The sequence below is a fragment of the Paenibacillus oceani genome (assembly GCF_014705615.1).
Classification (GTDB): domain Bacteria; phylum Bacillota; class Bacilli; order Paenibacillales; family NBRC-103111; genus Paenibacillus_AB; species Paenibacillus_AB oceani.
On the sequence record NZ_JACXJA010000038.1, the window covers coordinates 82,170 to 108,931 of the forward strand.

26 protein-coding genes, 1 pseudogene and 1 riboswitch are annotated in these 26,762 nt (G+C 54.2%); of the genes and pseudogenes, 20 read left to right on the forward strand and 7 right to left on the reverse strand.

Annotation, left to right across the window (positions count from 1 at the left end; genetic code table 11):
- The first annotated feature begins 116 nt into the window (after positions 1–116).
- Positions 117–1,049, forward strand: a complete 933-nt coding sequence (locus IDH45_RS24755; RefSeq protein ID WP_190930848.1) for an MBL fold metallo-hydrolase — start codon at positions 117–119, stop codon at positions 1,047–1,049.
- Between the two features lie 23 nt (positions 1,050–1,072).
- Here IDH45_RS24755 and IDH45_RS24760 read toward each other — a convergent pair whose 3' ends face one another.
- Complete coding sequence (locus IDH45_RS24760) at positions 1,073–1,813, reverse strand: YqaA family protein (RefSeq protein ID WP_190930818.1); 741 nt, start codon at positions 1,811–1,813, stop codon at positions 1,073–1,075.
- A gap of 321 nt (positions 1,814–2,134) precedes the next feature.
- On the reverse strand, positions 2,135–4,270 hold the full coding sequence (locus IDH45_RS24765; RefSeq protein ID WP_190930849.1) for a HelD family protein: 2,136 nt from the start codon (positions 4,268–4,270) through the stop codon (positions 2,135–2,137).
- Positions 4,271–4,637: 367 nt separating this feature from the next.
- Between IDH45_RS24765 and IDH45_RS24770 the strand changes: the two genes are divergently transcribed.
- The 3 genes from IDH45_RS24770 (at position 4,638) to IDH45_RS24780 (ending at position 7,791) form a co-directional block, all read left to right on the forward strand.
- Positions 4,638–5,501, forward strand: a complete 864-nt coding sequence (locus IDH45_RS24770) for a sugar phosphate isomerase/epimerase family protein (protein ID WP_190930819.1) — start codon at positions 4,638–4,640, stop codon at positions 5,499–5,501.
- Between the two features lie 27 nt (positions 5,502–5,528).
- Positions 5,529–6,395 carry a MurR/RpiR family transcriptional regulator gene (locus tag IDH45_RS24775; protein WP_190930820.1) on the forward strand — a complete coding sequence of 289 codons (867 nt, stop codon included), beginning with the start codon at positions 5,529–5,531 and terminating at the stop codon, positions 6,393–6,395.
- Between the two features lie 175 nt (positions 6,396–6,570).
- Positions 6,571–7,791: a GNAT family N-acetyltransferase gene (locus tag IDH45_RS24780; RefSeq protein WP_190930821.1), complete on the forward strand. Its 1,221-nt coding sequence runs from the start codon at positions 6,571–6,573 to the stop codon at positions 7,789–7,791.
- Between the two features lie 86 nt (positions 7,792–7,877).
- Here IDH45_RS24780 and IDH45_RS24785 read toward each other — a convergent pair whose 3' ends face one another.
- The gene (locus IDH45_RS24785) at positions 7,878–8,771 is read right to left on the reverse strand and encodes a helix-turn-helix domain-containing protein (protein WP_190930822.1); all 894 of its coding nucleotides are present in this window, start codon (positions 8,769–8,771) and stop codon (positions 7,878–7,880) included.
- A gap of 170 nt (positions 8,772–8,941) precedes the next feature.
- On the opposite strand from IDH45_RS24785, the gene IDH45_RS24790 reads away from it, so the two are divergent.
- From IDH45_RS24790 to IDH45_RS24800, 3 genes are all read left to right on the forward strand, one after another.
- Positions 8,942–9,766, forward strand: a complete 825-nt coding sequence (locus IDH45_RS24790; RefSeq protein WP_190930823.1) for a M55 family metallopeptidase — start codon at positions 8,942–8,944, stop codon at positions 9,764–9,766.
- Positions 9,767–9,822: 56 nt separating this feature from the next.
- Complete coding sequence (locus IDH45_RS24795) at positions 9,823–11,157, forward strand: DegT/DnrJ/EryC1/StrS family aminotransferase (protein WP_190930824.1); 1,335 nt, start codon at positions 9,823–9,825, stop codon at positions 11,155–11,157.
- Positions 11,158–11,352: 195 nt separating this feature from the next.
- The gene (locus tag IDH45_RS24800; RefSeq protein ID WP_190930825.1) at positions 11,353–11,484 is read left to right on the forward strand and encodes a DUF4023 domain-containing protein; all 132 of its coding nucleotides are present in this window, start codon (positions 11,353–11,355) and stop codon (positions 11,482–11,484) included.
- 307 nt (positions 11,485–11,791) lie between these two features.
- On the opposite strand, the gene IDH45_RS34285 is transcribed toward IDH45_RS24800, so the two are convergent.
- On the reverse strand, positions 11,792–11,917 hold the full coding sequence (locus IDH45_RS34285; RefSeq protein WP_223836931.1) for a DUF6254 family protein: 126 nt from the start codon (positions 11,915–11,917) through the stop codon (positions 11,792–11,794).
- Between the two features lie 97 nt (positions 11,918–12,014).
- Here IDH45_RS34285 and IDH45_RS24805 point away from each other — a divergent pair, with 97 nt between their 5' ends.
- The 11 genes and pseudogenes from IDH45_RS24805 to IDH45_RS24850 all read left to right on the forward strand — a co-directional run bounded on the left by IDH45_RS24805 (position 12,015) and on the right by IDH45_RS24850 (position 23,074).
- A complete protein-coding gene (locus tag IDH45_RS24805) occupies positions 12,015–12,698 on the forward strand; it encodes a metal-dependent hydrolase (protein WP_190930826.1) in 684 nt (227 codons plus the stop codon).
- 190 nt (positions 12,699–12,888) lie between these two features.
- Positions 12,889–13,620, forward strand: coding sequence for a phosphonate ABC transporter ATP-binding protein (locus IDH45_RS24810; RefSeq protein WP_190930827.1), 732 nt, complete (start codon positions 12,889–12,891; stop codon positions 13,618–13,620).
- A 41-nt stretch (positions 13,621–13,661) separates the two neighbouring features.
- Positions 13,662–14,450, forward strand: coding sequence for an SDR family oxidoreductase (locus IDH45_RS24815; RefSeq protein ID WP_190930828.1), 789 nt, complete (start codon positions 13,662–13,664; stop codon positions 14,448–14,450).
- A gap of 176 nt (positions 14,451–14,626) precedes the next feature.
- A complete protein-coding gene (locus IDH45_RS24820; RefSeq protein ID WP_190930829.1) occupies positions 14,627–15,124 on the forward strand; it encodes a cysteine dioxygenase in 498 nt (165 codons plus the stop codon).
- Between the two features lie 290 nt (positions 15,125–15,414).
- A riboswitch (cobalamin riboswitch) is annotated at positions 15,415–15,613 on the forward strand.
- A gap of 206 nt (positions 15,614–15,819) precedes the next feature.
- Positions 15,820–16,179, forward strand: coding sequence for a class Ib ribonucleoside-diphosphate reductase assembly flavoprotein NrdI (nrdI, locus tag IDH45_RS24825; RefSeq protein ID WP_190930830.1), 360 nt, complete (start codon positions 15,820–15,822; stop codon positions 16,177–16,179).
- The gene (gene nrdE / locus IDH45_RS24830) at positions 16,166–18,250 is read left to right on the forward strand and encodes a class 1b ribonucleoside-diphosphate reductase subunit alpha (RefSeq protein WP_190930831.1); all 2,085 of its coding nucleotides are present in this window, start codon (positions 16,166–16,168) and stop codon (positions 18,248–18,250) included. The genes nrdI and nrdE overlap by 14 nt, the downstream gene beginning before the upstream one ends.
- Before the next feature lie 36 nt (positions 18,251–18,286).
- Positions 18,287–19,255, forward strand: coding sequence for a class 1b ribonucleoside-diphosphate reductase subunit beta (nrdF, locus tag IDH45_RS24835; protein ID WP_190930832.1), 969 nt, complete (start codon positions 18,287–18,289; stop codon positions 19,253–19,255).
- Between the two features lie 1,121 nt (positions 19,256–20,376).
- Positions 20,377–21,480 carry a histidine phosphatase family protein gene (locus IDH45_RS24840; RefSeq protein ID WP_190930833.1) on the forward strand — a complete coding sequence of 368 codons (1,104 nt, stop codon included), beginning with the start codon at positions 20,377–20,379 and terminating at the stop codon, positions 21,478–21,480.
- Positions 21,474–21,614 (forward strand): annotated as a pseudogene (locus tag IDH45_RS34290) (alpha/beta fold hydrolase); the annotation flags it as partial. The gene IDH45_RS24840 and the pseudogene IDH45_RS34290, both read left to right, overlap by 7 nt.
- A gap of 243 nt (positions 21,615–21,857) precedes the next feature.
- Positions 21,858–22,412: a hypothetical protein gene (locus IDH45_RS24845; protein ID WP_190930834.1), complete on the forward strand. Its 555-nt coding sequence runs from the start codon at positions 21,858–21,860 to the stop codon at positions 22,410–22,412.
- Positions 22,409–23,074 (forward strand): YdcF family protein, encoded by a 666-nt coding sequence (locus IDH45_RS24850; RefSeq protein ID WP_190930835.1) that lies wholly within the window; start codon positions 22,409–22,411, stop codon positions 23,072–23,074. The genes IDH45_RS24845 and IDH45_RS24850 overlap by 4 nt, the downstream gene beginning before the upstream one ends.
- Here the strand turns inward: IDH45_RS24850 and IDH45_RS24855 are convergent.
- The 3 genes from IDH45_RS24855 to IDH45_RS24865 form a co-directional block, all read right to left on the reverse strand.
- Complete coding sequence (locus IDH45_RS24855; protein ID WP_190930836.1) at positions 22,957–23,322, reverse strand: DoxX family protein; 366 nt, start codon at positions 23,320–23,322, stop codon at positions 22,957–22,959. The two genes, IDH45_RS24850 and IDH45_RS24855, sit on opposite strands and share 118 nt — an antisense overlap.
- Positions 23,319–23,915, reverse strand: coding sequence for a TetR/AcrR family transcriptional regulator (locus tag IDH45_RS24860; RefSeq protein ID WP_190930837.1), 597 nt, complete (start codon positions 23,913–23,915; stop codon positions 23,319–23,321). The genes IDH45_RS24855 and IDH45_RS24860 overlap by 4 nt, the downstream gene beginning before the upstream one ends.
- A gap of 236 nt (positions 23,916–24,151) precedes the next feature.
- A complete protein-coding gene (locus IDH45_RS24865) occupies positions 24,152–24,583 on the reverse strand; it encodes a CBS domain-containing protein (protein ID WP_190930838.1) in 432 nt (143 codons plus the stop codon).
- 171 nt (positions 24,584–24,754) lie between these two features.
- Between IDH45_RS24865 and IDH45_RS24870 the strand changes: the two genes are divergently transcribed.
- Positions 24,755–25,036 (forward strand): alpha/beta-type small acid-soluble spore protein, encoded by a 282-nt coding sequence (locus IDH45_RS24870; RefSeq protein ID WP_190930839.1) that lies wholly within the window; start codon positions 24,755–24,757, stop codon positions 25,034–25,036.
- Positions 25,037–25,349: 313 nt separating this feature from the next.
- Positions 25,350–26,564, forward strand: a complete 1,215-nt coding sequence (locus IDH45_RS24875; protein WP_223836932.1) for a DegT/DnrJ/EryC1/StrS family aminotransferase — start codon at positions 25,350–25,352, stop codon at positions 26,562–26,564.
- The last annotated feature ends 198 nt before the right edge of the window (positions 26,565–26,762 follow it).

The window sequence follows — 26,762 nt, forward strand, 5'->3', positions numbered from 1 at the left end:
GGTGGAGGAACACTTCCGGTTATGGCCCGAAACCGGAACATTGTTGATGCGTATGAGATAAAGTATACCGAATTGTTGAAGACAAGGATGAGGAAAACGTGCGAGTATATGAAAATATGGACGGCGCTCCGAAAAAACCGACTTTCCGCGATCTCCGCTTATGGCAGAAGGAACGGAAAGGAAAAGTGAAAGATTTATCGTATCAGGTTCCGCATGCCGCCTTACTGCCCGCAGAACTCCTTGCTCCGCCGGATCACGGACGCTTTTTCTGGATCGGACATTCGACATTTTTGCTGCAACTGGGCGGATTGAATATCGTCACCGATCCGGTCTGGGCGTCGCGGATGGGATTCGAGCGGAGATTGACGGAACCGGGCATCCCTCTGGCGGATACGCCCCCTATAGATATCGTGCTGCTGTCGCACAGTCATTACGATCATCTGCACATCCCTTCGCTTCGCAAGCTGAAAGGAAACCCGATGCACCTGGTACCCGAAGGAACCGAAGTGCTGCTTCGGCGCAAAGGATTATCCAACGTCAAACCGTTTGCATGGTGGGACAGCTGGAAGGCGGGAGCGGTCAGTTTTACGTTCGTGCCGGCCGAGCATTGGACAAGAAGAACGCTGTGGGACATGAACCGGACGCACTGGGGCGGATGGGTGATCGAAGCGGAAAGGCGGGATCAGAGTGAAGGAGCGGCCGGTGATCCGGCCAAAACTACGATTTATTTTGCGGGAGATTCCGGATATTTCCGCGGTTTCGCAGAGATCGGCCGCTGTTTCCGGAACATCGATATCGCCCTTATGCCGATCGGCGCCTACGAACCGGAATGGTTCATGTCGCCGCAGCACGTTACGCCTGAGGAAGCGGTGCAGGCGTTCCGGGACGTAGGAGCCGATACGTTCGTACCGATGCATTACGGAGCGTTCCGGCTTGCGGACGATACACCCAAGGAAGCGCTGGACAGGCTGTACGCTTCCTGGAGGTCAAGCGGGTTGCATCCGGACAAGCTGCTCGTACCGAAGCTGGGAGAGCTCGTTCGTGTATAAGATGAGCCGGTCGCTCCGGGTGTTCAAGGGACCTGCTTGCGCGGGGCGGTCATCTTTTTGACGGCTTGATCTTTAGGAATCCGGTCCTTTTGGGAATCCGCCAGTACCGTTTCTTCCAGAGCAGGAGTTTCCGCAGCTTGCTCGATCGGGGCAATGCTCGCTTGAACGGGGCTTTCCTCGGAAAGCTGCCGGACGGCCTGTTCTTTTTTTTTCTGCCGCTTTTTTAACCAAGCCCAGCCGATGGCGAGTACGACGGCGATCCCGAGAAATACGTAAGTGAGGTAGCTGTTGATCAGCTGTTCCGCCGCTTTGCCGTAATAATAAAACAGGACGCCGACGATATAAAACTTGGCGGCTCGCCCGATTGCGGCAAAGGCCAGCAGGCGCCAAATCGAAAAATGGAGGGCGCCGGACAAAATCGTAAACACTTTGAACGGAATCGGCGTAAAGGAGCCGATCAGAATCGCGGCTTCGCCGTTTTTCTTGAACATGACGGTCGCTTTTTCGACCCATTCCTTTTTGACGAGTTTGGTCAGCACCGATTTGCCCAGCAATCTGCCGATCAAATACCCGATCGGGGTTCCGAGCAGACAGGCGATATAACCGACGGTCGCAAGCCATAGTGCGGAGGAAGGGTTCAATATGCTTAAGGAGACCTGGAGAAAAAACGCGGGGATCGGGAAAATGATCGCATCGATAAACGAATGGATGAACATTCCCCATATTCCGAAAGTCGATAAAAATTCAGTAATTCCATGCAGCATAAAGTAGTCTCCCATACTTTGAGTATCCAAACTCTATCATACGATAACGCTGGTCTGAACAAAAGAAGGCGTTCATTTTTTTGCCGATTCTATAGATTGTACTGTACTTATTGTACTATAGTTCTCCAGTAACGAAACCGACTTTTGACGAGACGAAACCTGGACTTTAGTCGATACATCACCCGGACCTGTAACTGCAGGCAATGTGAATATCCGCTCCGCGGCCTGTTTCATCGGTAACAAAAGACACCGCCCTATACTTCTACGTTGGGCGGTGTCTTTTGTTTCATATCATTTGTAAAAATGTGTGCAGACGTTTCCTTATACAGGCGAATATTTCGAATATTCATCGTCCATGCCGGCAATCAGCGGGGTCGCTTCCCCGGCGTGCAGCACCCACAACTCGTGGAGCGCGCGCGTGCAGCCCACATAAAGCAGTTTGGCATCGTGCTCGTTGCCGCCGTAATGCGCCGCATCCGCATCGATCAGAATAACGGCGTCGAATTCGAGTCCTTTGGCAAGATATACCGGGACGACGGATAAGCCGCCTTCATACTTGTTCCGCTGCGAATCAATCAGTGTGGCCGAGATGTCCTCGCGAAGCAGCATCGTATGCACGTCCTTGCATTCGGCCTCGGTTCGGCCGATCACCGCCACGGTCGAGGCGGTTCCGCTCATCAGCTTGCGGACGGCGCGTACGATCGTTGAATTCCGGGCTTCCGGCGCATGCCGCAGCACCTTTACCTTCTCGCCGCTGCGGAATACCGGGACCGCCTGCATAGCGTTCGGGATGCCGCCGGCCAGGACGAGGTTGGCGAAGCGGATAATTTCCATCGTCGACCGGTAGCTTCGCTCGAGCGTGTAGTAGCCGCTTGCGCCGGAGTCGAACAAGCTGACGAACTCTTTCCAGGAACGGATGCCTTTGTAAGCGTGTATCCCTTGGGACAGATCGCCGAGTATCGTAAAGGAGCCATTACGGACATACCGGTTCAGCACGGCAACCTGGAGGGGCGAGAAGTCCTGCGCTTCGTCGACGACGACGTGGTCGAAGGTGCGGTTTCCATCGATGCCGTACAGCCGCTCGCTGATGTACAGCATCGGGGCGAGATCCTCCGGAAATACCCGGCGGCTCCGGTACGCGCGCTCGGATTCGTCGGCCACCGCCGCCGGGATATCCAGACCGGGGAGGTTCCGGCGAACCGTTTTGTCGGCGGATTTGCCGGAGCCGGAGGAGCCGGATTTGTCGGAGCCAGGCTGCAGGAACAGCGACCGGTAAAACGTAAAGACGGTGTCGTCCGGCCACAGCTTCAAGTACGTCTTCAGCTTTTGCGAACCCTTTTTCTTACGGTCCTTGCGCACGTTCGGGTCGCGAGTCTCGTTCAGCTCCATCTCGAGCCAGCGCTTGATCCGGCCTTCGAGCCGTTCCTTCCGTTTCATAAGCGGATAATGCTTATATTCCTCGAAAAACCATTCCTTGATCTTCGCCCTGGGCAGCCTGGCCCCCGGCCACGGGTCGAAATCTCCGTCCGGCACGAAGCCGGTCTCGAATTCGTCCAGAGCGGCGCCGATCGCGTGCATGAAGCGGACCGATCCCTTGAACCGGCCCGGCGCTTCGTCGTTTAATTCGAGTTTGTCGCCGCCGTAAGCGAACCAGCGTTCCAGCCGTTTGGCTTCGTCCGCCAGCGACAGCCGGTCGTCGAGCGTCTCGAGCGCCCAATCCTCGAACGTCGTCTGCTGGATATGTCCGACTCCGAGTTCCGGAAGAACCGAGGATATATAGTCCAGGAACATCCGGTTGGGCGCCAAAATAATCATGCGTTCCGCGCGGATCTGATCGCGGTATTGATACAGCAAATAAGCCAGCCGGTGAAGCGCGACGGTCGTTTTGCCGCTGCCGGCGACTCCCTGGATAATAAGCGCCGTATTTTTGACGGAGCGGATAATCTGGTCCTGTTCCGCCTGGATCGTGGAGACGATATCCCGCAGCTTGTTGTCCTTGTTCTCGCCGAGCCGGTACAATAAAAACTCGTCGGTGACGGCAGGATTGTCGCTGCTGCGGTCGTACGTGTCGACAACCCGCTGCAAAATTTGTTTGCGGATCACCAGATTTCGCTTCAAATAAACAAGCCCTTCGATCAGGCCGTCCGGCGCCTCGTACGAGGCGTTTCCTTCGCCGCCGTTAAACGAATAAAAGAGGCTCGCCACCGGTGCACGCCAGTCGACGACCAGCGGCTGACCGGACTTGTCGTCCTCCATCCCGAGCTTTCCGATATACAGGGGACGGACATCCTGCTCCTTTTCCTCCTGAAAGTCGAGCCTGCCGAAGTAAGGTTCGTCCGATGCGCCCGACATCGCTCTAATTTTGTCCTGCCGGATCGCGTCCAGAATCTGTTCGTTCACATCGTCGCCGGCATACCTCGGGACCGACTGAAGAGCCTGCAGTCTGCGACTGATCATGCTTGAGGCTTGCTCCAGCTTATCCAATTCCTCTTGATAGGCACTTTGAATATCCAATTCAGTTACCTCCAACTTTGGTTTGCGTTCTTGAAAAAATAGAACTTCATACTACCACATCGCCGGACAAAAAGAAAATCCGGATTCGGTTATAACGATTCTTTCCGGCAATCATCCGGGCTCGGCAGGACTGCAGCTCTTAAAATCGTTTCCTATATTAATGAAGGGGCTGTGCGCCGCCATCCCGTGAACTTCCGGTGAAAACGGCCGCTTCTGCGGAAAAAAAGGCAGACAACCCGCTCCGGTTCGGCTACAATGGATGGGTAGATTGAAAATAGGGGTAAATTTTATTAATCGGAGGGAATCCAACATGAAAATCGGATTAAGCACTTATAGCTTGGCAAGAGCGATCTCGGCAGGAGAAATGGACGTATTGGGCGCGATTCAATGGATCGCCGATAACGGAGGACAGCACGTGGAGATCGTGCCGGTCGGATTTACGCTGGAGAACAATTCCGAGCTGATCGACGCGATCGTGAACAAGGCGGCGGAAGTCGGCATCGACATATCCAACTACGCGATCGGCGCCAAATTCGTTGATTTGGACGAAGCCGGCTACCGTGCGGAGATCGAGCGCGTGAAGAAGCATGTCGATATCGCGGCACGGCTCGGCGTCAAGCGGATGCGTCATGACGTAGCGTCGCGTCCGATTCCGGAGACGGGCACGGCGAAGTTTGAAGCCGATTTCGACACGATCGTCAAAGCATCCATCGAAATCGCGGACTATGCGAACCAGTTCGGCATCGTTACCAGCATCGAAAACCACGGGTTTTTCGTACAAGCGACGGAACGCGTTCACCGGATTATCGAAGCGGTCAACCGTCCAAACTTCCGTCATACGATCGATATCGGCAACTTCCTGTGCGTCGACGAAGATCCGGTTGCGGCGGTCAAGAAAAGCCTGCCTTACGCTTCGATGGTTCATTTCAAAGACTTTTACGTCCGTCCGTCGTATCGCAATCCGGGTGAAGGCTGGTTCCGCTCCACAAGCGGCAACTACTTGCGCGGCGCGGTCGTCGGCCAAGGCGATATCGACATCTATGAAGTGGTCCGCCTCGTGAAAGAGTCCGGCTACGACGGATACATCTCGATCGAATTCGAAGGCAAAGAGGAGTGCAAGTGGGGGGCCAAGGCAGCGATGGACAACACGTTCCGCATCTGGAACGAAGTATAAGCCGCGCGGGCAGCCTTGCCTGAATCTATGAAACATACCAAAATACCCGATTTGAACAATACGTTGTTAAAAATATCAAGCGTGTATTCCTCCCTGACGAAGTCGGAGCAAAAAGTGGCCGACGTCGTCATGAAGGAGCCGGAAGCGGCCGTCTTTTTCACGATAACCGATCTGTCGGAGAAGGCGAACGTGGGAGAAACCTCGGTAATCCGGTTTTGCCGGAAGCTCGGGTTTCGCGGCTATCAGGAGTTTAAGCTGTCCGTCGCCCAAAACTTGTCGACGCCTTCCCAGAATATCCACGGAGATATTGAAGACGACGACGAGATGAGCATCATCGTCAAGAAGATTAGCGCGATTAACGTGCAAAATATTCATAATACGACGACGCTGCTGGACGAGGACAGCTTGCGGCAGGCGATCGCGATTCTGCGCGAGGCAAGGAAGCTGTATTTCTTCGGCGTGGGTTCCTCCGGGATCACCGCGATCGACGCAAAGCACAGGTTCATGCGGATCGGATACGAATGCGCGGCCGAGAACGATGCGCATATTATCGCGATGAACGCAGCGTTGACGAAGCCCGGCGATGTCGTGATCGGCATCTCCACCTCCGGCAGCACCAAAGATTTGGTCGATGCGATGGAAATCGCGAAGGGGCGCGGCGCAAATATCATTTGCCTGACGAGCCACGCCCGTTCGCCGATCACCCATTTTGCGGACGTGGTGCTGCTGACCGCATCCAAAGAAAGCCCGCTCCAAGGCGGCTCGTTCTCCTCGAAGCTGTCGCAGATCCATGCGCTGGACGTGCTCTGCACGGCGCTTGCGATCGGTCATAAGGAGCGGACGTATGAGTCGCTGGAGCGGACGGCCAAGGCCGTTTTGAATAAGCTGTACTAGGTGGCAGGCGGTTTTAACGCACTGCATCAGCCTGCATAAGCGAATTTGAAGGACGGGGATTTTTTCCCGTCCTTTTTGCCGTTTCAGGAAAGCCGGACTACCGCCAGCCGGGTATGAGAACCCGTTATCTGATCAAACTAATGGAAACGGTTTTACCCGATGGAGGAGGTCCATGATGAGTCGCCGGCATATGCAGGATAGACTGAGATTACGACAAGTGGAGCCGAGACACGGCGAGCAGTTTAACGATTTGCTCCGTTACGTGTTCCAGGTGACCGACCGCGATTTGCAGACATTCGGATGGGAAAACCGGGAGATTGCGCAGTCGAAGTTGCCGATTCTCCGGCATGCGGACGTGCTCGGCTGGTTCGACGGGGACAAGCTGATCTCGCAGCTGGCCGTATACCCGTTTCAGGTGAACGTGTTCGGCCATATATACGAGATGGGCGGATTGACCGGGGTCGGGACGTATCCCGAATACGCCAACCGGGGGCTGATGAACAAGCTGATGCTCCATGCGCTGAGCCATATGCGCGACCGGAAACAGTCGATTTCCTATTTGTACCCGTATTCGATCCCTTATTACCGGCGCAAGGGCTGGGAGATCATCTCGGACAAGCTGACCTTCGAGGTTCAGGACACCCAGCTGCCGAAGCTGAGAAGCGTTCCGGGCAATGTGGAGCGGGCGGCGATTGAACATCCGGACATCAAGACCATCTACGATCATTTTGCACTGCAGACTCACGGGGCGATGCTGCGCAACGAGCTGGCCTGGGAAGAGTATTTGCGCTGGGATTTGGACGATATGACCGCGGCGATCTACTTCGACGGTGACGACCAGCCGACCGGTTATTTGTTGTATTGGGTGGCGGAGGAAGTGTTTTATATAAAGGAAATGATTTTCCTGAACGAAGAGGCGAGGACGGGGCTTTGGAACTTTATAAGCGCTCATTTCTCAATGATTACTCGTGTGAAGGGAAGCATTTTCAAGGATGAGCCGCTCGCCTTTTTGCTGGACGACGGGGATATCAAGGAGACGATTGCTCCTTATTACATGGCGCGGATCGTCGATATCCGGATGTTCGTCGAGCAGTACCCGTTTCAGTTTCAGGAGAGGGACAGCACGCTTGTGTTCAAGCTGCACGACCCGATGCTGGAATGGAACCAGGGAACGTTTATGCTGACGGTCGATTGCTCAGGTAAAGGACGGCTGGATGAAGGAGGGACGAATCCGTCCGCCTCGTTCGACATCCCGACACTGACGACGATGCTGATGGGGTACAAGCGGCCTGCTTATTTGTCGAAAATCGGGCGGTTCCAATCGGATCAGGCGAGCGTTCATCTGCTGGAAAGGCTGATTATCCGGGAACGTCCATACTTTTCCGATTATTTTTGAGAAATTTCCGAATCGGCATCACGCCGCCACGAATACGCCGGAGCTTGCTCCGGTTATTTGCGTTGACTGAACCGGCGTACAACTCCTTACATCCGGTGATGTCCCGCTCTCACAGCCTCCCGGTATTCGCTCGCCGTCTGCCCCTTAATATCGCGGAAGACACGGGCGAAGGTGCGAAACGAGTCGAAGCCGACCGAAGCGGCAATATCCGTAATGCTCATATTCGTATGGAGCAGCATCGTAACGGCGCTTTCGATACGAAGCTGGCGGACATATTCGAGAAACCCTTTGCCCGTATGCTCCTTGAACGAACGGCTGATGTGAGGCGCGCTCTGGCGGAAAGTCGAGGCCAGCTCTTCGAGCGTCAACCTCTCCGTGTAATGCATATGAACGTATTGCAGGATCGGAGACAGCTTTACTTTCTCCGTCTCGCTTCCGGAACCGGCAATCCGCTGGCCCGAGCTTTCCCGGACGAATAAGAGCAAAGCTTCGCTCAGCTTCAGCCGGATCATGTGACGCCGTCCGGGATAGTCCGGCTTGCCGTATTCCTCCAGGAGCTGCTCCATCGTAGTGCGCATCCGTTCGGCCGAAGAGCCGTCAAAATCGACGAACGACGGCGAGGAGATTCCGATTCCGTATACGAGTCTGGAAAATTCGGGGTCCTCATGGACGCCGAACAAGATCGGCATATCGAACATGCAGCGGTATTTCGTAAAAGTCCGGTCCGAGTCGCTGTCCAGCTTGTGCATATGGTTGGGAAGCAGAAACGAAGCGGTGCCCGGACGAATCCGGTGCTCAACGCCATTGATCGACTCGGCGCCCGAGCCCTCCACGAAAAAAGACAATTCTGCGAAATCGTGATGGTGCAGGTGCGAATGGGCGACGGAACCGACGTTGATAAAAAACCTCTGCTGGCCGTCCGGAGTCATCGCAAGCCCGCCGATATGGTCCTGATATTCGGGAAGGATCGTCTTTCTCATGATGGCGCCTCCATAGGTTAAAAAGTGTCACGTGACGGTGACGATTCTGTCATACGTCCTTTCAAGTTCTATTATATATTTACTTTGAAAAAAGGAAAGCGATTGCCTGAGACGACATTCGGTCGAAGCAAGGGTGCCGAATGGCGGCTCTGCGGATGGGGTGAACCGGTATGAAGATGATCATCATGACCGACATGGAAGGCGTAGCGGGAATTGTGAATCATGACCATTGGGTCGTCCCGGGGGGAACGTATTACGAGGACGGCAAGAAGCTGCTCACACTGGAGACGAACGCCGCCATCGAAGGGTTCGCCGCGGGCGGAGCGACCGAATTTCTCGTCGTGGACGGACACGGCTACGGCGGAATCAATCATCTGCTGCTCGACCCGAGAGCCCAGTATATGCGGGGGCCGTACCACGGCAATTACTTCTCGATGCTGGATTCTTCCTTTGACGCAATCGCCTGGATCGGGCAGCATGCCAAGGCGGGAACGCCCTTCGCGCAGATGGCCCATACCGGCTGGTTCAACGTCATCGACTACCGGATCAATGACGTATCGGTCGGAGAATTCGGCCAGCTTGCGATGTGCGGAGCTACGCTCGGCATCCGTTCGATCTTTGGTGCGGGCGACGAAGCGTTTGCGGCGGAGGCGTCGGCACTCGTCGGCGGGATCGAGACCGTATCGGTCAAGCGGGGGCTCATGCCGGGCAACGGCGACGAATTTAATACCGAGGGGTACAAAGAACGCAACAACGGGGCAATACACGTCCATCCCGTAATCGCCCGTGACCGGATTCGTGCCGGAGCTGAACGGGCGGCACGCCGATTTCTGGAAGATCCCGAGCAGTTTGCCATGCTGCGAGTGGAGCCTCCGTACCGGCGGGAGATCCGGTTTCGCAGCGATGGTATGAAGGCGGCCTACACGCTGCGCGACGAGCATCCGGCCAGCTTGATCAAACTGCTCGGCGGGAAATCTATGGGTCTGGACAGCTGAAAAGGGTTTGATTGTGTTTGTGAAGCTTTCACTACATGATAAGGAGTGTTTATACAATGAGCGAATTGAAACAGCTTGCGATTCTGGGCGGACCGAAGGCAGTGCCGCAGCCGACACAAAGTATGTTTAAATGGCCGATCATTACCGAGGAGGATGAGGCGGCTGCCGTACAGGTGCTGCGCGACGGCGCGATGTCCGGTACCGATATTACGAAAAAGTTCGAGCGCGAATTCGCCGAATGGCTCGGTACGAAATACGCTCTCGGCTTCAACAACGGTACGAGCTCCTTGCTTGGCGCTTTTTACGGCTGCGGCATCGGCGTAGGCGACGAGGTCATCTGTCCGAGCGTCACATATTGGGCGTCCGCGCTCCCGGCTTATTCGCTGGGCGCATCCGTCGTATTCGCGGAGATCGATCCGGTTACGCTGTGTCTGGACCCGAACGATATCGAGCACCGGATTACCGAACGGACGAAAGCGATCGTCGTCGTACATTACCTCGGCTACCCGGCCGATATGGATGCGATTATGGCGGTTGCCAAAAAGCACAACCTGAAAGTCATCGAGGACGTATCCCATGCCCAAGGCGGCTACTACAAAGGACGCCGGGTCGGAACGATCGGCGACGTCGGGGCGATGTCCCTCATGGCGGGCAAATCGTTTGCCATCGGCGAAGGCGGCATTTTCGTTACGAACGATCTGGAAATCTACGAGCGTGCGATCGCGTTCGGCCATTACGAGCGGAACAACGCGGAGATTCAAACTCCGTACCTGCAGCCGAATATCGGTCTGCCGCTCGGCGGCTACAAGTTCCGGATGCACCAGGTCAGCTCCGCTGTCGGCCGCGTTCAATTGAAGTATTATGACGAGCGGATCGGCGAGATCGACAAGGCGATGAACTATTTCTGGGACCAGTTGGAAGGCGTTCCGGGGCTTAGAGCGCATCGCCCGGAGAAAGGTTCGAACAGCACGATGGGCGGCTGGTACGCGACGCACGGACATTATGTGCCGAAGGAGCTCGGCGGACTGTCGGTAACGCGATTCTGTCAGGCGGTTAGCGCCGAAGGCGTGCCGATCGGACCGGGCTGCAACCTGCCGCTGCACTTGCATCCGCTGCAGCATACGGCGGACGTATACGGTCACGGCAAGCCGACGATTATTGCGAACGCAAGCCGCGACCTGCGTCAGCCGAAAGGCAGCTTGCCGGTATCGGAGACGATCGCGACCCGGGTCTACTCGCTGCCGTGGTTCAAACATTTCCGTCCGGAAGAAATTGACGGTTATGTCGAAGCGTTCCGCAAGGTTGCGCTTCAATATGAAGCTTTGCTTGCGAGCGACGAAGGCAATCCGGCGACGATCGGCGGCTGGAACTTCTTCCGCCAGCGCGCATAATATCTTCGTATACCGAAAAGCTTCCGCCCCCGAGCTCGGGGAAGGGAGCTTTTTCGGCATTTCTTCGGCTGAGGTCCGCTTGCTCGAAATGGCAACTTGAACGTGTCGGTTTTACTTTCGTTCTGGATACACTAAGGACGTGTTCTTATTCCTGTAGGGATAGAATTCATCCGTAACGCCGAGGAGGAATCGAATGTGGACGATACGCAATCGTACTTAGACAAGCTTCACGATACGCAGCGTAAGGACGAACGCAACCGGCGGACTCAGGGCAAAGGCAAGGCCGATCAGCGGCTGCCCGGCAAGCAGAAGAGCAAGGACGACTAACAGGAAGCAGCAGGAAAGACCGGTAGTTTCCGGTACATGTATGAGCCGACTATAATCTGACGGAGGTGACCCGCATCGTGCCCTATCATCGCCGAAAAGCTTATAAGGAACAGCAAAATATGTCGAGTATAAAGGAAGAAGCCCGCACGCTCCATGCCGATAAGGCGAAAGCTTTCCCGCCGTCCGCGAACGGAATCGGCAAGCAGGAGTCCTAGGAACCGGAACAGACCGGCAAACGAGATCAACCCCGTATTTGACGAGCGACGCAAGTCCGCCCGCAACTACGGGGTTTTATTCGCGGCGATGCTTACTGATCGGGTGAAGGAGAAGTCTGATCAGCCAATTCCTTTAGCGACGTAATTTTGCCGTGAGGCTGCTGGTTCTGCTTGCGCATTTTCCATGCATTTTCTTTGCGCCGTTTGGATGTAGACATCGGAATATGCACCTCCACCCGTATCGTTGGCTTCTCCGGGCGATTTTATGTACAATGGGGTGGAAGCCAACAATTGGACGAAGGATGGTGAATTCGCGTGAACATTACATACTTGGGACATTCCTGCCTGTACGTGGAGAACGGCGGGAAAAAGGTTATTATCGATCCGTTTTTGTCGGGTAATCCGTCTTCCGGAGTTTCGCCCAGGGAGATCGAGGTGGATGCCGTACTGCTCACCCATGCGCATGACGACCATTTCGGAGACAGTATCGAGATCGCGAAGCGCAACGACTGTCCGATTGTAGCCGTTTTTGAGCTGGCGATGCACTGTACGCGGCTCGGGGCGAAGGCCCATGCAATGAACATCGGCGGGTCGTATACGTTCGACGGCTTCACGGTCAAGTATACGCAGGCGTTTCACGGTTCCTCGCTTCGCGAAGGCGACGACTATTTGTACGCCGGCCAGCCGGCGGGCATTCTTTTGACGATGGGCGACAAAACGTTGTACCATGCCGGGGATACTTCGCTGTTCGGGGACATGAAGCTGATCGGGGAAATGAACCGGATCTCGCTTGCGGCGTTGCCGATCGGGGACAATTATACGATGGGACCGGACGATGCCGTATATGCGGCGCGATGGCTGAATACGAAGCGGGTTATTCCGCTGCATTACAATACGTTTCCGGTGATCGAGCAGGATGCGGGACGGTTCACCGCGATGCTCAAGGAGCACGGGATCGAATGTTATCCGCTGAAGAGCAAGGACAGCATTTCACTGTAAGTTAGCTTGATGATTGCTGTGGATGGAAGGTCTTTTGTCATCCCTTTGACGAAAGGCCTTTTCGCTTCCATGTATCGGGGCGGGAAAACGGTTCCGCAACCGCTGGGCGCCTGTGATATAATGAAGCGTAAAGCCTGTGCAACCGCTACTGGAACGGCAGCCGCCGAGGCAAAGGAGTCCTGATATTTCAATGATCATTGTACGCAATCTAACCCGAACATTACCCGAAGGCCAGACGATTTTGTCCAAAGTGAGCTTTCAGGTCGACAAAGGGGAATTCGTCGGCTTGATCGGAGCGAGCGGAAGCGGCAAATCGACGCTGCTCAGCTGTATCGCCCTCCAGCAAAGATGGACGGAAGGGCAACTGATCGTGGATGGAACGGAGCTGTCCGACAAAAATGTGATGGACAAGCTCAAGCTGCGCAAGGACTGGGCTTACCTTGAGGAGCGTCCTGCCCTCAATCTCAAAAAGAACGCGCTCAAAAACGTATTCAGCGGGCGGTTTTTCCAACTGCCGTTATGGCGCAAACTAACCGGTACGGTGTCTACCGAGGAGCATATCCGGGCGATGGACTACCTGGAGCGGGTCGGACTGATTGATAAAGCGAAGATGCTTCCCGCCGAGAAGCTTAGCGGGGGCGAACAGCAACGTGTGGCAATCGCACGGGCGCTGGCGCAAGGCGCGAAAGTCATCCTGGCTGACGAGCCGACCAAGGGGCTGGACCCGGAATCGGCGGGTAAAGTGCTGCAGGATCTGCGCGCGCTGTGCAAGGATCAGGACTTGATCGTTATCTGCGCCATGCAGAATCTGGAGATGGCGGAGAGAAACGCTACCCGGCTGTGGGGCTTGTCGGGCGGCCGGCTCGTGCTGGACATCCCGGCCCGCAAATTGACGCAAAGAGAAAAGGACATGATCCTGTAACCTCCAAAAACAGACATCGGAAAGGAAGCGACTAGATCAAGATGAATATGCTGCTGGATGGAAAAACGGCGCTCGTTACGGCGGGCAGCAAAGGACTTGGCAAAGCGAGCGCGCTTGAATTCGCCCGGGAAGGGGCGAACGTCGTCATCTCGAGCCGCAGCTCCGACCATTTGCGGCAAGCCAAGGAAGAGATTGAACGGGAGACTGGTCGTGAAGTGCTGGCGGTAACTGCCGACGTTAACCGGAAGGAAGATATAGCGAAGACGGTTCAGGCTGCTATCGATTGGTCGGGGCGGCTGGATGTGCTGGTGACGAACGCAGGCGGGCCTCCGGGAGGCGGCTTCGACCAGTTCGCAGACGAAGCGTGGGAAGCGGCGTTTCAGCAAAACCTGATGAGCGTCGTCAGGCTGATCCGCGAAGCGCTGCCGCATATGAGACGGCAAGGGAGCGGACGGATCGTCAACCTGACTTCGGTATCCGTCAAGCAGCCGATCCCGGATCTGATCTTGTCCAACGTCTTTCGCGCAGGCGTGTACGCCTTGACGAAAAGTTTGTCGGCCGAGCTCGGTCCGGATTCGATTCTCGTCAATACGGTCGGCCCCGGACGGATCGAGACGGACCGGATCGTGGAGCTGGACCGTCTAGCCGCACAGAAAAAAGGGACGTCCGAGGAACAGGTTCGCGCGTTGCTGATGGGCCAAATTCCGCTGGGCCGTTACGGAACGCCGGAAGAATTTGCAAAAACGATCGTATTTTTGGGATCGTTCGCCAATACGTATGTGACCGGTCAAGCCGTGCTTGTCGACGGCGGTATGATTCGCGCGTTGTGATCGCAAAAGGCGTATTGAATACAGTTCAAGCAGAAATCCGCACGATTTGCGGATTTTTTTGCGTGGAACAGCTTTTTTTAGAGGAGAAGACGCTTCTGACAACTTGCCCGAAGCGGGTGCGCCGCATATAGATGGGGTATACGATTGTGATCGACATACAGGAGGTCGTTATCCCCATGAAGGTTTTGCAGCGAGTGGAAAAGGAGCTGGCCGTTCTGCGGCAGCCGACTGTCCGCGACTTGCGGGAAATGCTGTCGTCCCTGGCGTGTACGAAGGAGGAGCTCGCCCCCTATGTGACGGAACCAGCCCAGCTCCCCTACGGCCGTCATGTCATAGGCCGGACGGAAGAGGCGGAAGTGATCGTGATCCATATTCCGGCCCGCACCGAAACGCGCATTCACGATCACGGCTGTTCCGCCGGCTGCGCGTTGGTGATCGAAGGTACGCTGCGGAATACGATCTACCGAAAAGAGGGGCGGGGAGAGGCAGTCTACGCGTCCTCCGAGGCGATTCTGCGCGAAGGTCAACTGATGGATGCTCCGTACGGTCAAATCCATCAGATGGCCAATCCAGCGTCCGGACGAACCGTATCCTTACATGTGTATGCTCCGCCGCTGTCGGGGACGAAAACGTATCGCGCCGCTGAGGAATACGTCCTGGATTATGTTATTTAATGGCGTTAATTATTACAGGCAGGAGCTTTTCCGCAGATGTCGCGGAAGCGGCTCCTGCCTTTCCCATTCTTGATGAATTTGTTCTGAGAAGATCCATTTTCACTAGTTTTTTGCAAAAGCGCGAGGCAGGGCAAACGAGGAGATGTGACGAAAATTTTTTGAAGTCGGGAATCTCAATCCCCATGCGAGATTGACGTATTTCCTTTCTCCGTTTTCATATTTTCATACTTAAATGGGCGGCTGAACCGATTGACAAACACAATATCTTGATATAAATTAAATTCCATGAACTACATATTGTTCGTTCGGGTGCTGACCGCCCAACTGGGCGCGATAGCTTAATAGGGAAGTCCGGTGAGAAGCCGGCACGGTCCCGCCACTGTAAGGGAGTAGCTTCAGTCCTTGGCCACTGGCACATCTAGTGCCGGGAAGGCGGACTCGAAGTGATGATCCCCGAGTCAGGAGACCTGCCCGATATCTTAGACACGTTACCTACGGTCGATAGGAAAGTGTCCGCATCGTCCTTGTGCTTGCAGGCGTTCTTTAGCATGCGCGCAAAAGGCGCATCCGGCACTTGGCTACCGCAGATGCGTCTTTTTTAACGGAATCGGTGCGGAGCCGCTGCCTTCGGCAAGCAGATCTTCCCATCTGAAGAGACGCTCACGGGTCTAGGGTACATAGAGAGGAGAATCCAGATGTTGATCGCTTACGACTCCAGAACGGGAAATGTGAAACGGTTCGTCAACAAGCTGAATTTGCCGGCAGTCAAGATTGACGAAGAAATGACTGTCGACGAGCCGTTCGTCCTCGTTACCTATACAACCGGATTCGGGCAAGCTCCGGAGAAAACGCTGAACTTCCTGAAACGGAACTCGGCCAAGATGATCGGCGTATGCGCGAGCGGCAACCGCAATTGGGGAGAAGGCTTCGCGCGGAGCGCGGACCGGATCTCCGACTTGTACGGGGTGCCGGTGCTGGCCAAGTTCGAACTGGCCGGAACGTCGCAGGATGTAGAGAAGTTCGTGCGGGAGGTGAACGCAGTTGCGGCATATTGAGTTGAACAACATGCTGATGCAGCGCGATCAGGACGGCTTTTTCAGCCTGGATAAAGACCGGGAAGCGGTCGCGGCGTTTATGGAGGAAGTCGGCCGCAAAAGCGTTCGTTTTGCTTCGACGGCTGAGAAGGTCCGTCATATGATCGACAACGACTTTTACGAAAATGTACTGGATACATACACGATGGAGCAGGTTGAAGAGATCTATAACATCGCGCATCAATACCGGTTCGAATTCCCGTCCTACATGGCGGCATCGAAGTTTTACACGGATTACGCTTTAAAAAGCGACGACCGTTCCCTATATATGGAGCATTTCCCGGACCGCGTGGCGATCGTTGCGCTCCATCTGGCGCGCGGCGATATGGATGCGGCCCGCTCACTGACCGAATCGATGATGGAGCGCAGGCTGCAGCCGGCTACGCCGACCTTCCTGAACGCAGGCAAGAGCAGGCGCGGCGAGATGGTATCGTGCTTCCTGCTCGAGCTCGACGATTCTCTGAATTCGATCAATTACGGCATTGGCACTTGCATGCAGCTGTCCAAGATCGGCGGCGGCGTAGCCGTCAACTTGTCGAAGCTGCGCGGCCGCGGCGAGCCGATCAAGGGCGTCGAAGGCGCCGCCAAAGGCATCATGCCGGTGCTCAAGCTGATGGAGGACGCGTTCTCCTATGCCGACCAGATGGGGCAGCGCAAAGGCTCCGGAGCGGGGTACTACAACATTTTCGGCTGGGACGTCATCGAATTTCTGGACAGTAAAAAAATTAACGCGGACGAGAAATCCCGGCTGAAGACGTTATCGATCGGCTTGATCGTGCCGGATAAATTCTATAAGCTGGCCGAGCAAAACGAGCCGCTTCACGTATTCGGTCCATACTCGGTATACCGGGCTTACGGCACCCATTTGGACGATATGGATATGGACGATATGTACGAGGTGCTGATGGCCGACGGCCGCATTCGTAAAAAAGCGGTTATGGGAGCCAGAGACATGCTCGTCAAAATCGCCACGATCCAGCTCGAATCGGGATATCCGTACATGATGAACCGCAGCAATGCCAACCGCGCTCACGCGCTTAAAGATATCGGATCGATCAAAATGTCGAACCTGTGCACGGAAATATTCCAATTGCAGGAAACGTCGGAGATCGGCGACTACGGTCAAGCCGATATCATCCGCCGCGACATCAGTTGCAACCTGGCGTCTCTCAATATCGCCAATGTGATGGAACGGAAAAAGATCCGCGAGTCGGTGCATGAAGGGATGATCGCACTCACCGCGGTTAGCGATATGACTTTTATTTCGAATGCGCCTGGCGTCGCGAAGGCGAACCGCGAGCTGCATTCGGTCGGGCTCGGGGCGATGAATCTGCACGGCTTCCTGGCCAAAAACAGCATTGCGTACGACAGCGGCGAGGCGATCGAATTTGCCCGCACGTTCTTCATGGCGATGAACTTTTATTCCATCGAGAAAAGCATGGATATCGCCCGCGGGAAAGGAATCGTGTTCGAGGGTTTTGAACGGTCCGAATATGCGAAAGGCACTTACTTCGACCGTTATGTGGAAAACGACTTCCGTCCCGTATCGGATAAGATCAAGCAGCTGTTCGAAGGGATCGCCCTTCCGTCGCCTCAAGATTGGCACAAGCTGAAGGAAGACGTAAGGAAGCACGGCTTGTACCACGCCTACCGTTTGGCGATTGCGCCGACGCAAAGCATCTCGTATATCCAGAACGCGACCTCGAGCGTTATGCCGATCGTCGAGCCGATCGAGACGCGCACGTATGCCAACTCGACTACGTATTATCCGATGCCGTATTTGAACCGGGACAATTTCTTCTACTATAAATCGGCTTACAACATGGACCAGTTTAAGGTCATCGATCTGATTGCCGAGATTCAGACGCATGTCGACCAGGGCATCTCCACGGTTCTGCATGTGAACAGCGACGTGACGACGAGACAGCTTGCCCGTTACTATATATATGCCGCCAAAAAAGGGCTGAAGTCGCTGTACTACACCCGGACGAACCGTTTGTCCGTTGAAGAATGCGTCAGTTGCTCCGTGTAACAACGGTGTGGATGGACGGAAGGAGATCATGGACTCATGAAAGAGGCAAAGACGCATAAAGCCGTCAACTGGAACCGGCCGGACGACGATTTTACCAATACATTTTGGAATCAGAACATCATGCAGTTTTGGACGGACGAGGAAATTCCGCTTTCCGACGACAAAATGTCGTGGATTGCGCTGAATGAAGACGAACGCGAGCTGTATATGAAGGTGCTAGGCGGACTGACGCTGCTCGATACGGTGCAGGGCGGAGTCGGCATGCCGAAGATTATGGAGCATGTGGACGGCCTGCAGCGCAAAGCGGTGCTCGGATTTATGGGAATGATGGAGCAGATCCACGCCAAGTCATACAGCAGCATCTTCACGACGCTGGCGACGACCGAAGAGATCGACGGGGTGTTCCGCTGGGTGGAGAACAATCGCTTCCTGCAAACGAAAGCGGAGACGATCTCGCAATATTACCGCTCGATCGAGACGCGCAAAGATTTGTACTTGGCGATGGCGGCTTCGGTGCTGCTCGAGAGCTACTTGTTCTACAGCGGATTTTTCTACCCGTTGTATTTGGCCGGACAAGGCAAAATGACGAGCAGCGGCGAAGTGATCGACCTGATTTTGCGCGACGAGAGCATTCACGGGTTGTACGTAGGCGTACTGGCTCAAGAGGTGTTCGCAGAGCTGGATGAAGACGAACAGAAGGACGCGCTGGAGACGTTCCAAGGGCTGCTTCACTACTTGCACCGCAACGAGGAGCTGCATACGGAGCAGCTGTACGATGCGGTCGGACTAACTGAGGAAGTGAAGAAGTTTGTCCGGTACAACGCGAACAAAGCGCTGATGAACTTGGGACAGGAGCCGGCCTTCCCCGAGGAGGAAGTGAATCCGATCGTCTTCAACGGAATCAGTACGCGTACGAAGCAACATGATTTCTTCTCCAAGAAGGGCAACGGTTATGTGCGCACCATTCACGTCGAGCCGCTGACGGACGACGATTTTAAGTTCTAATCCGGGAGCGGGAGCCGTCGGGAATGTGTCATCATCTTCATCTTTTATCTGAATATACAAGGGCTGTTCTCATCGATTTGGATGCGGGCAGCTTTTTTTATACATATAATTTATAAAACTTCGTGGGTACAAAGGCTTTTTTATCTGCCAGGGAAGTTTAAGCTCTTTACCGTGCTAAATGAAGGGAAGGGGTTTCCTTCCTTGTCGTTAGAGTACGTAAACTCAGGTCCGATGACTAACGAATCGGATCACGCTTATGACTGAAAAACGACGTTTTTCCAGACGTAACGAATCTAAGGATCGTTATTGAACCGAAAGTGGCAAAAAACGAATCTGATTTGCGGAAATAACCATACTAGAGTTCGTTATAAATTCAAACGCCCGCATTCGGCTCTGATAACGGTTGCTGGGTTCGTTAGCGATACCACCGCAAAAAGACAACACGACTGAGAGCGAGCGGCTGGAGCAAAGGAGGAAGGTGGTACCCATTCTCTTTCACGCGTTAGCGTATGGGTTTGTACGTCAAAGGACCGTCCGGAAGCTCACCGGACGTATTTTTTAATTCGCTCAGCATGGGATAATTATATTCGCCAAAGTGTTTAAGGCGCTAAAGCGAACCGGAACAATCTGAACCCAGAAAAGCTACCTCTTATGCCGGGGGATTCATCGTGGCAGGAACTGAATAAGAGCGGTTTGTACCCTGTAAAAATCGGTGAGTAGGGCGAATCCCCCGCCAGTTGGTGGAAATAAGGAGTGCAAACCGCCTCTATTTGTGTTAGTTTTTGGAAAAGGCCGAAATTAGAACATACCAAAGAGGCTGTCGATTCATTGTGGATTAACCAAGTGGAAAGGGAAACGATTACCTTCTGGCGAGTTTTGTCTGGAATCCCTTACCTTACAATCCTTATTCAATCAAGGGATTCCGGACAACCTGTTTGAGCAGAAGAAGGTAACTTTTCACTTGGAACGACCTGCTATCACTTCTACACAATGAATTGACAGCCTCACCAAAGACTCCTATTTTGTTCGAAGCCGGGTAGAGGGTCGGGTCACCTGATGTATAATAAGGGGACCAAGGGAGAGTGCATAATCTGGTTTGCAAAAGGGGCTGAAATTCTACGATGAAAACAACCCTCTACTTAACCCGTCACGGAGAAACGGAATGGAATGTGGAAGGACGGCTGCAGGGTCATCGGGATTCTGCGCTCACTCAGCTGGGAAAGCAGCAGGCGGAATGGCTGGGTGCGAAACTGGAAAAGGTGCCGATCGATGCGATTTATTGCAGTTCGAGTAAACGGGCATCGGATACGGCTGATCGAATCCGAGGAACACGAGATATCCCGATAATCCCGATGGATTCTTTAAAGGAAATTCATTTCGGAGATTGGGAGGGACAGAACCGCGTCGATCTGGAGCGTACGGATTCTGCGAAGTATTCTGCGTTTTGGAACGAGCCTCATACTTATGTTCCTTCAAGTGGCGGAGAATCGTTTGTTCAGTTATCCGAAAGGGTTATTCCAGCGTTGACGGAACTGATCGCTGCCCATCGGGGCGGAACTTTATTAATTGTGACGCATGCGGTCGCCTTAAAGATGATGATGGCTTACTTTCGAGGCGATCCGCTTAAGAAACTGTGGCAGCCGCCGATCATTCACCCGACAGCCTTAAGCAAGGTCGTCCTGGATGCGGATCGCGGTGATACAGCAATAGAAATGTTGGGGGATACGTCACATTACAGGGTGGTCCGTAAAGCGGTCGGTGCGATTGTTTTTCAAGGGAATAAAGTCATGCTCGTTCGTAAAGTAGCAAGCAGCTATGGGAAAATGGATGGGGTATGGGATTTTCCCAAGGGCGGAGTCGAGGATTCCGATTCCGATCCGGAGCAGGCGGTCTTAAGAGAACTGCTTGAGGAAACGGGCTCCGACCGTTATCGGATCGTTCGACAGCTTCCGGAGCCTTTTACGTTTACGTTCGGAGAAGAAATTCGCGCTAAAATAGGTTATGAGCGTCAAGAAACGACCATGTTTATAGTGGAGTACTTGGGGAACGGTGACGATTGGGAGTTAACCGGCGGCGAGATTGACAATATAGCAATGGTGGACTTGGCGGATGTAGAGAGCCGATTATCCCATGAGGAGACGAGAGACTACTTTCTGAAATATGTCAAAGCCGCAACAAGCAATCCCGGCCAACCGGACCAGGAGGAGATGAAGCCCGAATGTTGAAATGGGAGCCGATGATGGCGAAGACGAAGCGGGGAACGTTTGAATTATTTTCCGCCGGGCAGGGGAAACCTTTGTGTGTCACTCCTTTCTACTCGGCCTTCACGGACAAGGGAAACTATTTTGCCGATCTGTTCGCAGAACGCTCGTGCTCTGCGGCAAATATGACGCCCAATGCCCGCTCGAGTGCTCGCGGGAGATTGGTGATCTCGTTCCCGGGGCCGAGTTGGTCGTGTTTGAGAAAGCAACCATAGCCCTCATATCGAGGAACCCGCCGCCTTTGCGGACGTGATCCGCCGGTTTTACGCCAAATGTTTTACCGGCTGACGACAGGCAAGAGGGGCGACACCCGCAACGGGTAACGATAGGAGCTGAGACATTTGAATCCGAAAGTCCGGAAAATCGTCGACCGTGTCTTATGGGGGCTGCTTTTCCTGTTAATCGTTTATTTGCTGGCCGTGATAGGGGTTCAGACGAAGCCGATCGAAACGTTACAGCGGACCAGCAGCTCCAAGTCGTTTATGAAACAGCTGGTCGCCGGGCATTACGAGAAAGCGTTCGACGTCGCCTACGACCGAAAAGCGGTCCGACCCTCGCCGGGCAATGAATACGAGACCTCTCGCGCTGCATGGGCGGCCAAGATCAAGAGGTGGAAAGAAGACGGCACTTATATCGTGTCGTACCGGGATTTAAAGTCGAGTATCGACGATATGGCCGTTTTGACCAATGCGTTCGTTACGATCTCGCATAATGGGCAAGAGACCGAGCATTGGGCGGGGTTTTACTTGTATAAAAAATCGGACGGCAGTTTTGGCATCGAAGGGCTGCATTTCCTGAATGGAGAACTATTGAATGACGAGTGGGAGCAGATGTTTCGGAATCTAGGCGGGCAGCGGAGCGAAACGGATCAGGAAAGGAACGGTTTCGATCAATGAAACTATCTGAGGTACGTCTTGAGCAGGTGCATGCAAACAACCGGGCGCTGATTGATCGCATCTTGTTCGAAGGGATGGAGGATGACGGAGCGAACGGGGACCTCGCTCTTGTGTTCGGGAGCAAAAAAGCGGCCCGCTATCGCGTTCCCGTAGCCGTTCAGCTCTATCAGTCCAAACGGACGGGCAAGCTGTTCATGACCGGCGGCAAGCTGGACGTCCCAGAAGCCCGGCAAATGGCCGATCGGGCGATGGAGCTTGGCATACCGGCCGAACATATTTATTTGGAGACAAGCGCCAATAATACGACGGAAAACGTTACAGAATCGATGAAACTGCTCGATCAACAGATCGGGCTGGATCAGCTGAAACGGATCTTGGTCGTTACGACGCATTATCATATGCGAAGATGCTGTCTGACCCTGAAAACCCATATGCCCCACCATATCGGGTATTCCTTTTGCCCTGCGAACGACTTGACCACCCGGAGGGACAACTGGTGGATGTATTCGGTGTGGACTTGGTATTTTGTTAATTGTCCGTTCCATCAGGGGCCGGATACCCAAGGCCAACTGCCGGAGATTACAACCAAGGCGAGTAGGAAACAGAGGGAGGCCGGAATAATCGTAACGACAGGTTGTCTCGCCTGGAACAAATGCGTATAAATCGCCCCGGCCATCATCACAACGAGCACAGCGGCAGCCAAACCGGCTAGCCGGCGATCCCCCAAGCCCCCGATCAGCCCCGCGGCTGCGAGAACCTCTACGATTCCTACCAAGGTCATCGTCCACATCGGATATTGATACAGCTCCCAATGAACGACTTGAAACGGCACGCGGAGAAGCTTGATCACCCCGCCAAGCAAGACGTATAACCCCAGGACGATCTGTATTCCCGCCATGATCATATTCATGGTGCCGCCTCCTTTTCCAGCATACCGGGCAGGATCAAATCTGCTATTTGCCGGGCCAGCGTATGCGGAGAATGAGTGCCCGGTATCAATTGAGTGAACACGAGCCGCTCGATCATGCCGTACAAACATTCGGCGACAAAATCCATCTGCAGGCCGGAGCGGAAATAACCGGCTTGCTGCTCTGCGAGCAAATTACCGGTCAGCCAGGAGATGAACTCTCCTTTAATGGACTCGGCTTCGGGGGCGATCAGGAGTCCGATCCGGGTCAGATGAACGTTTTCCCCCATATAGCGAAAGACCGCTTCGACGGCCCCGGCCACCCGATCCGGGATGTCGCGCTTGTTCAGGCCGGATTCCATCCGGATTTCCAGAAGGAGGCGCTGGACGCCTGAACGGAACTCGCTGACCAATTGTTCGAATAAGGCATCCTTGCTTTGGAAATAGAGGTAAAAAGCCGGCTGAGTCATCCCAGCAGCGGCTACGATCGAACTCACCTTGGTCTCATGAAATCCGTTCAGCGCAAATTCCTTCGCCGCTGCATGCAGCAGCCGGCTCCGGCTTTCTTTGCCTTTTTGCCCTTTTTCTCGCGTCATACCGGGTTCTGCTCCTTTTCTTACCGCGATTATTGCTTAGGGACTAATAAAGTTACTTTAAAGTAATGTTACTAATGAGTAAGTTAACAGATGGGATCTTTCCCTGTCAAGGAAAAAGTTGGTGGGAGAGCCGGGCGGGCTCCGGTCCTATTGCAGGGGGAACAACATGGGGCAACAAACACCAAGAGCCGCGTGAACGGCATCATGCCGGCGCAGCCCTTGGCTAGAACGATTGATTATAGGGTTCGTTTCGAGCTTGCAGCGGCAGTAAACAATTGCTGCGCGCAGTATTCGATAATATCGCTCCGGCGGACAATTCCGATAAAGTGCTCCCGGTCGTCAATCACCGGTACGAAGTTTTGCGCTTTTGCCTTCGATATCAAATCTTCCATGTTAGCCCCGATATACACCGGCTGGTTATGCATCCGCATCGGAATGGACGAGATCAAGTGGCGGTGCGCGTTATCGAACGTGACACCCTCGGTGTTCTTGAGAAACCAGAGCAGGTCCCCTTCCGTAATCGTCCCTATATAACGGCCTTCCTCGGACAAAACCGGCACCGCAGTATACCGGTGATACTCCATCCGCTCCAACGCCTGCCGGAGTGTAGATTGGGCGGTCAAACAAATGACTTCGAGCTTCGGCACGAGAAAAAATGCAATATTCATTCGGATATCCCTCATTTGAAATGCCGATGTATGCACGAAAAACAGCGTGCAATAATGGCGGATTAATAGTCTTCCATGTTCTATTATATAAGACGATCGACCAAATCCCAAGGTTCGGCTTTCGAATAACCGGGAAGTCGGCTGGACAACCTACTACGTGAGGTGATCAGTATGGCCCGAAGAAGATCCAGACGGACGCCGATTGTGCCTGAGGCCGGGAAGAGCCTGGACGCATTCAAAGTAGCGGTCATGAAGCAGGAAGGGTATGCGGTCAGCCCGGAGCAGCCGGATCATGTAAAATTTGAGGTAGCCCGAACGTTAGGGATTCCGCTAACGTCCGGGGACAACGGACAATTAACGACCGAGGATGCCGGCAAGATCGGCGGACAAATCGGCGGCGCGATGGTTCGCGAGATGATCAAGATGGCCCGGGAGCAATTGAAGAAGCAATAGCGTACCGATATAACGTTCCCCGCCAACCGGCGGGTTTTTGTTGTTGTGCAGGAAGTGATTGACGTTTGACGCTCCGGAAGGTAACATTCCAGCCCTATGCGCTCGTTTCCGGCCTGTGGAGAGGAAGATTTCTGCAGCTGAGCAGGAATTTGTTTTTGCGCCTTTGCGATGACAGGACCGTCATGCCTTCATTTTCCGTGCAGAGGAATCAAAAAATGTCCAGCAGGCTCTTTGAAATGGCATACGTCCGTTCCCGAAACCTCTTACACTAGTGTTGCAGAGGATCGACACCGCAATGGAAAGGGGATTGGATATGAATAATAAGCTTGCTATCGATGGAGGCGAGCGGGTTCGGAAGGAACCGTTCGCTTCGTGGCCGATTTATGGAGATTTGGAGCTGCAGCTGCTGAAGGAAGTGCTGGAGTCCGGCAAATGGGGAGGAGCCGGCGGCGCGGGCAAGCCGAATTACTCGCCGAAGCTGCCCGAGATGGAGCGCAAATTTGCCGAGCTGCAAGGCTCCCGATACGCCGTCAGCGTCGTAAACGGTACCGTAGCGATTACGGTAGCGCTGCAAGCGGCCGGCCTTAAGCCGGGAGACGAAGTGATCGTCCCGCCGTATACGTTCATTGCTACCGCATCGGCTGCGCTTGCGTATGGGATCATCCCGGTGTTCGCGGATATCGAGGAGGATACGCTGCTCATCGACCCGGAACGGATCGAGCCGTTAATTACGCCGAAGACGAAAGCGATTATCGCCGTTCATATCGCCGGTGCTCCGGCTAATGTGACCCGGCTGAAGGAGATCGCAACCAAGCATGGCCTTGCATTGATCGAAGACGCCGCTCAAGCGGTAGGCGCGACGTGGGAAGGGCAAGGCGTCGGCGCGATCGGCGATGCCGGGACGTTCAGCCTGCAGTCGAGTAAAAACTTAAACGCCGGCGAAGGCGGAATTCTTACAACCAACAGCGCGGAGCTGTGGGAAAACGCGTGGTCGATCTGCAACGTCGGACGCGTGCCGAACGGAGGCTGGTATCAACACGACCGGTTTGGGCAAAATTACCGGATGACCGAGTTTCAAGCGGCTGTGGTGCTGGCCCAAATGACCCGTCTCGAGGAGCAGATGCGTACGCGCGAAAAAAATGCTTCGTTGTTAAACGGCCTGCTCTCGCGAATTCCGGGTTTGCGGCTGCTCAAGCAGGATGCCCGAATTACCCGGCACGCCTATCATCTCTATATGTTCAAGCTGGATTCGGCGTTCGCCGAGCAGGCGGACAAAAACGAGTTTATCAGGCGGGTCAACGCAGAAGGCATCCCGCTCGCCGCCGGCTACATTCCGCTGAACCGCAATATTTCCATTTTGGAGATGACGGAGATGTGGACCGGACAAAAACGCGAATATGACTGCCCGGTCTGCGAACGCCTCTGCGCCAAGGAAGCGCTGTGGCTGGGTCAAAATGTGCTGCTGTCGGATGAGAAAGCGATGCATGATGTAGCGGAAGCGATTGAAAAAGTGGTCCGTTCGTTTTGATTTTGCCCAATCAAGTGCCGAAGCAGGATGCGCCGAGCAAATGGGACTGGTTTTTACAGGCCGAAATCAGTACAATGAAGGAAAGCTCCTTTTGATAGGATACAATTAGGGTAACTACTTAGGTACAAAAAAGTGAAAGGTAAAGAAACTGGAATTAAAAGAGGAATTTACCTTGAAGAGACAAGGAGAGGGAAGAGA

Coding starts and splice junctions, on each gene's coding strand:
- IDH45_RS24755 (WP_190930848.1), top strand. CDS start 117: ATGGACGGCGCTCCGAAAAAACCGACTTTCCGCGATCTCCGCTTATGG.
- IDH45_RS24760 (WP_190930818.1), bottom strand. CDS start 1,813: ATGCTGCATGGAATTACTGAATTTTTATCGACTTTCGGAATATGGGGA.
- IDH45_RS24765 (WP_190930849.1), bottom strand. CDS start 4,270: ATGATCAGTCGCAGACTGCAGGCTCTTCAGTCGGTCCCGAGGTATGCC.
- IDH45_RS24770 (WP_190930819.1), top strand. CDS start 4,638: ATGAAAATCGGATTAAGCACTTATAGCTTGGCAAGAGCGATCTCGGCA.
- IDH45_RS24775 (WP_190930820.1), top strand. CDS start 5,529: ATGAAACATACCAAAATACCCGATTTGAACAATACGTTGTTAAAAATA.
- IDH45_RS24780 (WP_190930821.1), top strand. CDS start 6,571: ATGAGTCGCCGGCATATGCAGGATAGACTGAGATTACGACAAGTGGAG.
- IDH45_RS24785 (WP_190930822.1), bottom strand. CDS start 8,771: ATGAGAAAGACGATCCTTCCCGAATATCAGGACCATATCGGCGGGCTT.
- IDH45_RS24790 (WP_190930823.1), top strand. CDS start 8,942: ATGAAGATGATCATCATGACCGACATGGAAGGCGTAGCGGGAATTGTG.
- IDH45_RS24795 (WP_190930824.1), top strand. CDS start 9,823: ATGAGCGAATTGAAACAGCTTGCGATTCTGGGCGGACCGAAGGCAGTG.
- IDH45_RS34285 (WP_223836931.1), bottom strand. CDS start 11,917: ATGTCTACATCCAAACGGCGCAAAGAAAATGCATGGAAAATGCGCAAG.
- IDH45_RS24810 (WP_190930827.1), top strand. CDS start 12,889: ATGATCATTGTACGCAATCTAACCCGAACATTACCCGAAGGCCAGACG.
- IDH45_RS24815 (WP_190930828.1), top strand. CDS start 13,662: ATGAATATGCTGCTGGATGGAAAAACGGCGCTCGTTACGGCGGGCAGC.
- IDH45_RS24820 (WP_190930829.1), top strand. CDS start 14,627: ATGAAGGTTTTGCAGCGAGTGGAAAAGGAGCTGGCCGTTCTGCGGCAG.
- nrdI (WP_190930830.1), top strand. CDS start 15,820: ATGTTGATCGCTTACGACTCCAGAACGGGAAATGTGAAACGGTTCGTC.
- nrdF (WP_190930832.1), top strand. CDS start 18,287: ATGAAAGAGGCAAAGACGCATAAAGCCGTCAACTGGAACCGGCCGGAC.
- IDH45_RS24840 (WP_190930833.1), top strand. CDS start 20,377: ATGAAAACAACCCTCTACTTAACCCGTCACGGAGAAACGGAATGGAAT.
- IDH45_RS24850 (WP_190930835.1), top strand. CDS start 22,409: ATGAAACTATCTGAGGTACGTCTTGAGCAGGTGCATGCAAACAACCGG.
- IDH45_RS24855 (WP_190930836.1), bottom strand. CDS start 23,322: ATGAATATGATCATGGCGGGAATACAGATCGTCCTGGGGTTATACGTC.
- IDH45_RS24860 (WP_190930837.1), bottom strand. CDS start 23,915: ATGACGCGAGAAAAAGGGCAAAAAGGCAAAGAAAGCCGGAGCCGGCTG.
- IDH45_RS24865 (WP_190930838.1), bottom strand. CDS start 24,583: ATGAATATTGCATTTTTTCTCGTGCCGAAGCTCGAAGTCATTTGTTTG.
- IDH45_RS24870 (WP_190930839.1), top strand. CDS start 24,755: ATGGCCCGAAGAAGATCCAGACGGACGCCGATTGTGCCTGAGGCCGGG.
- IDH45_RS24875 (WP_223836932.1), top strand. CDS start 25,350: ATGAATAATAAGCTTGCTATCGATGGAGGCGAGCGGGTTCGGAAGGAA.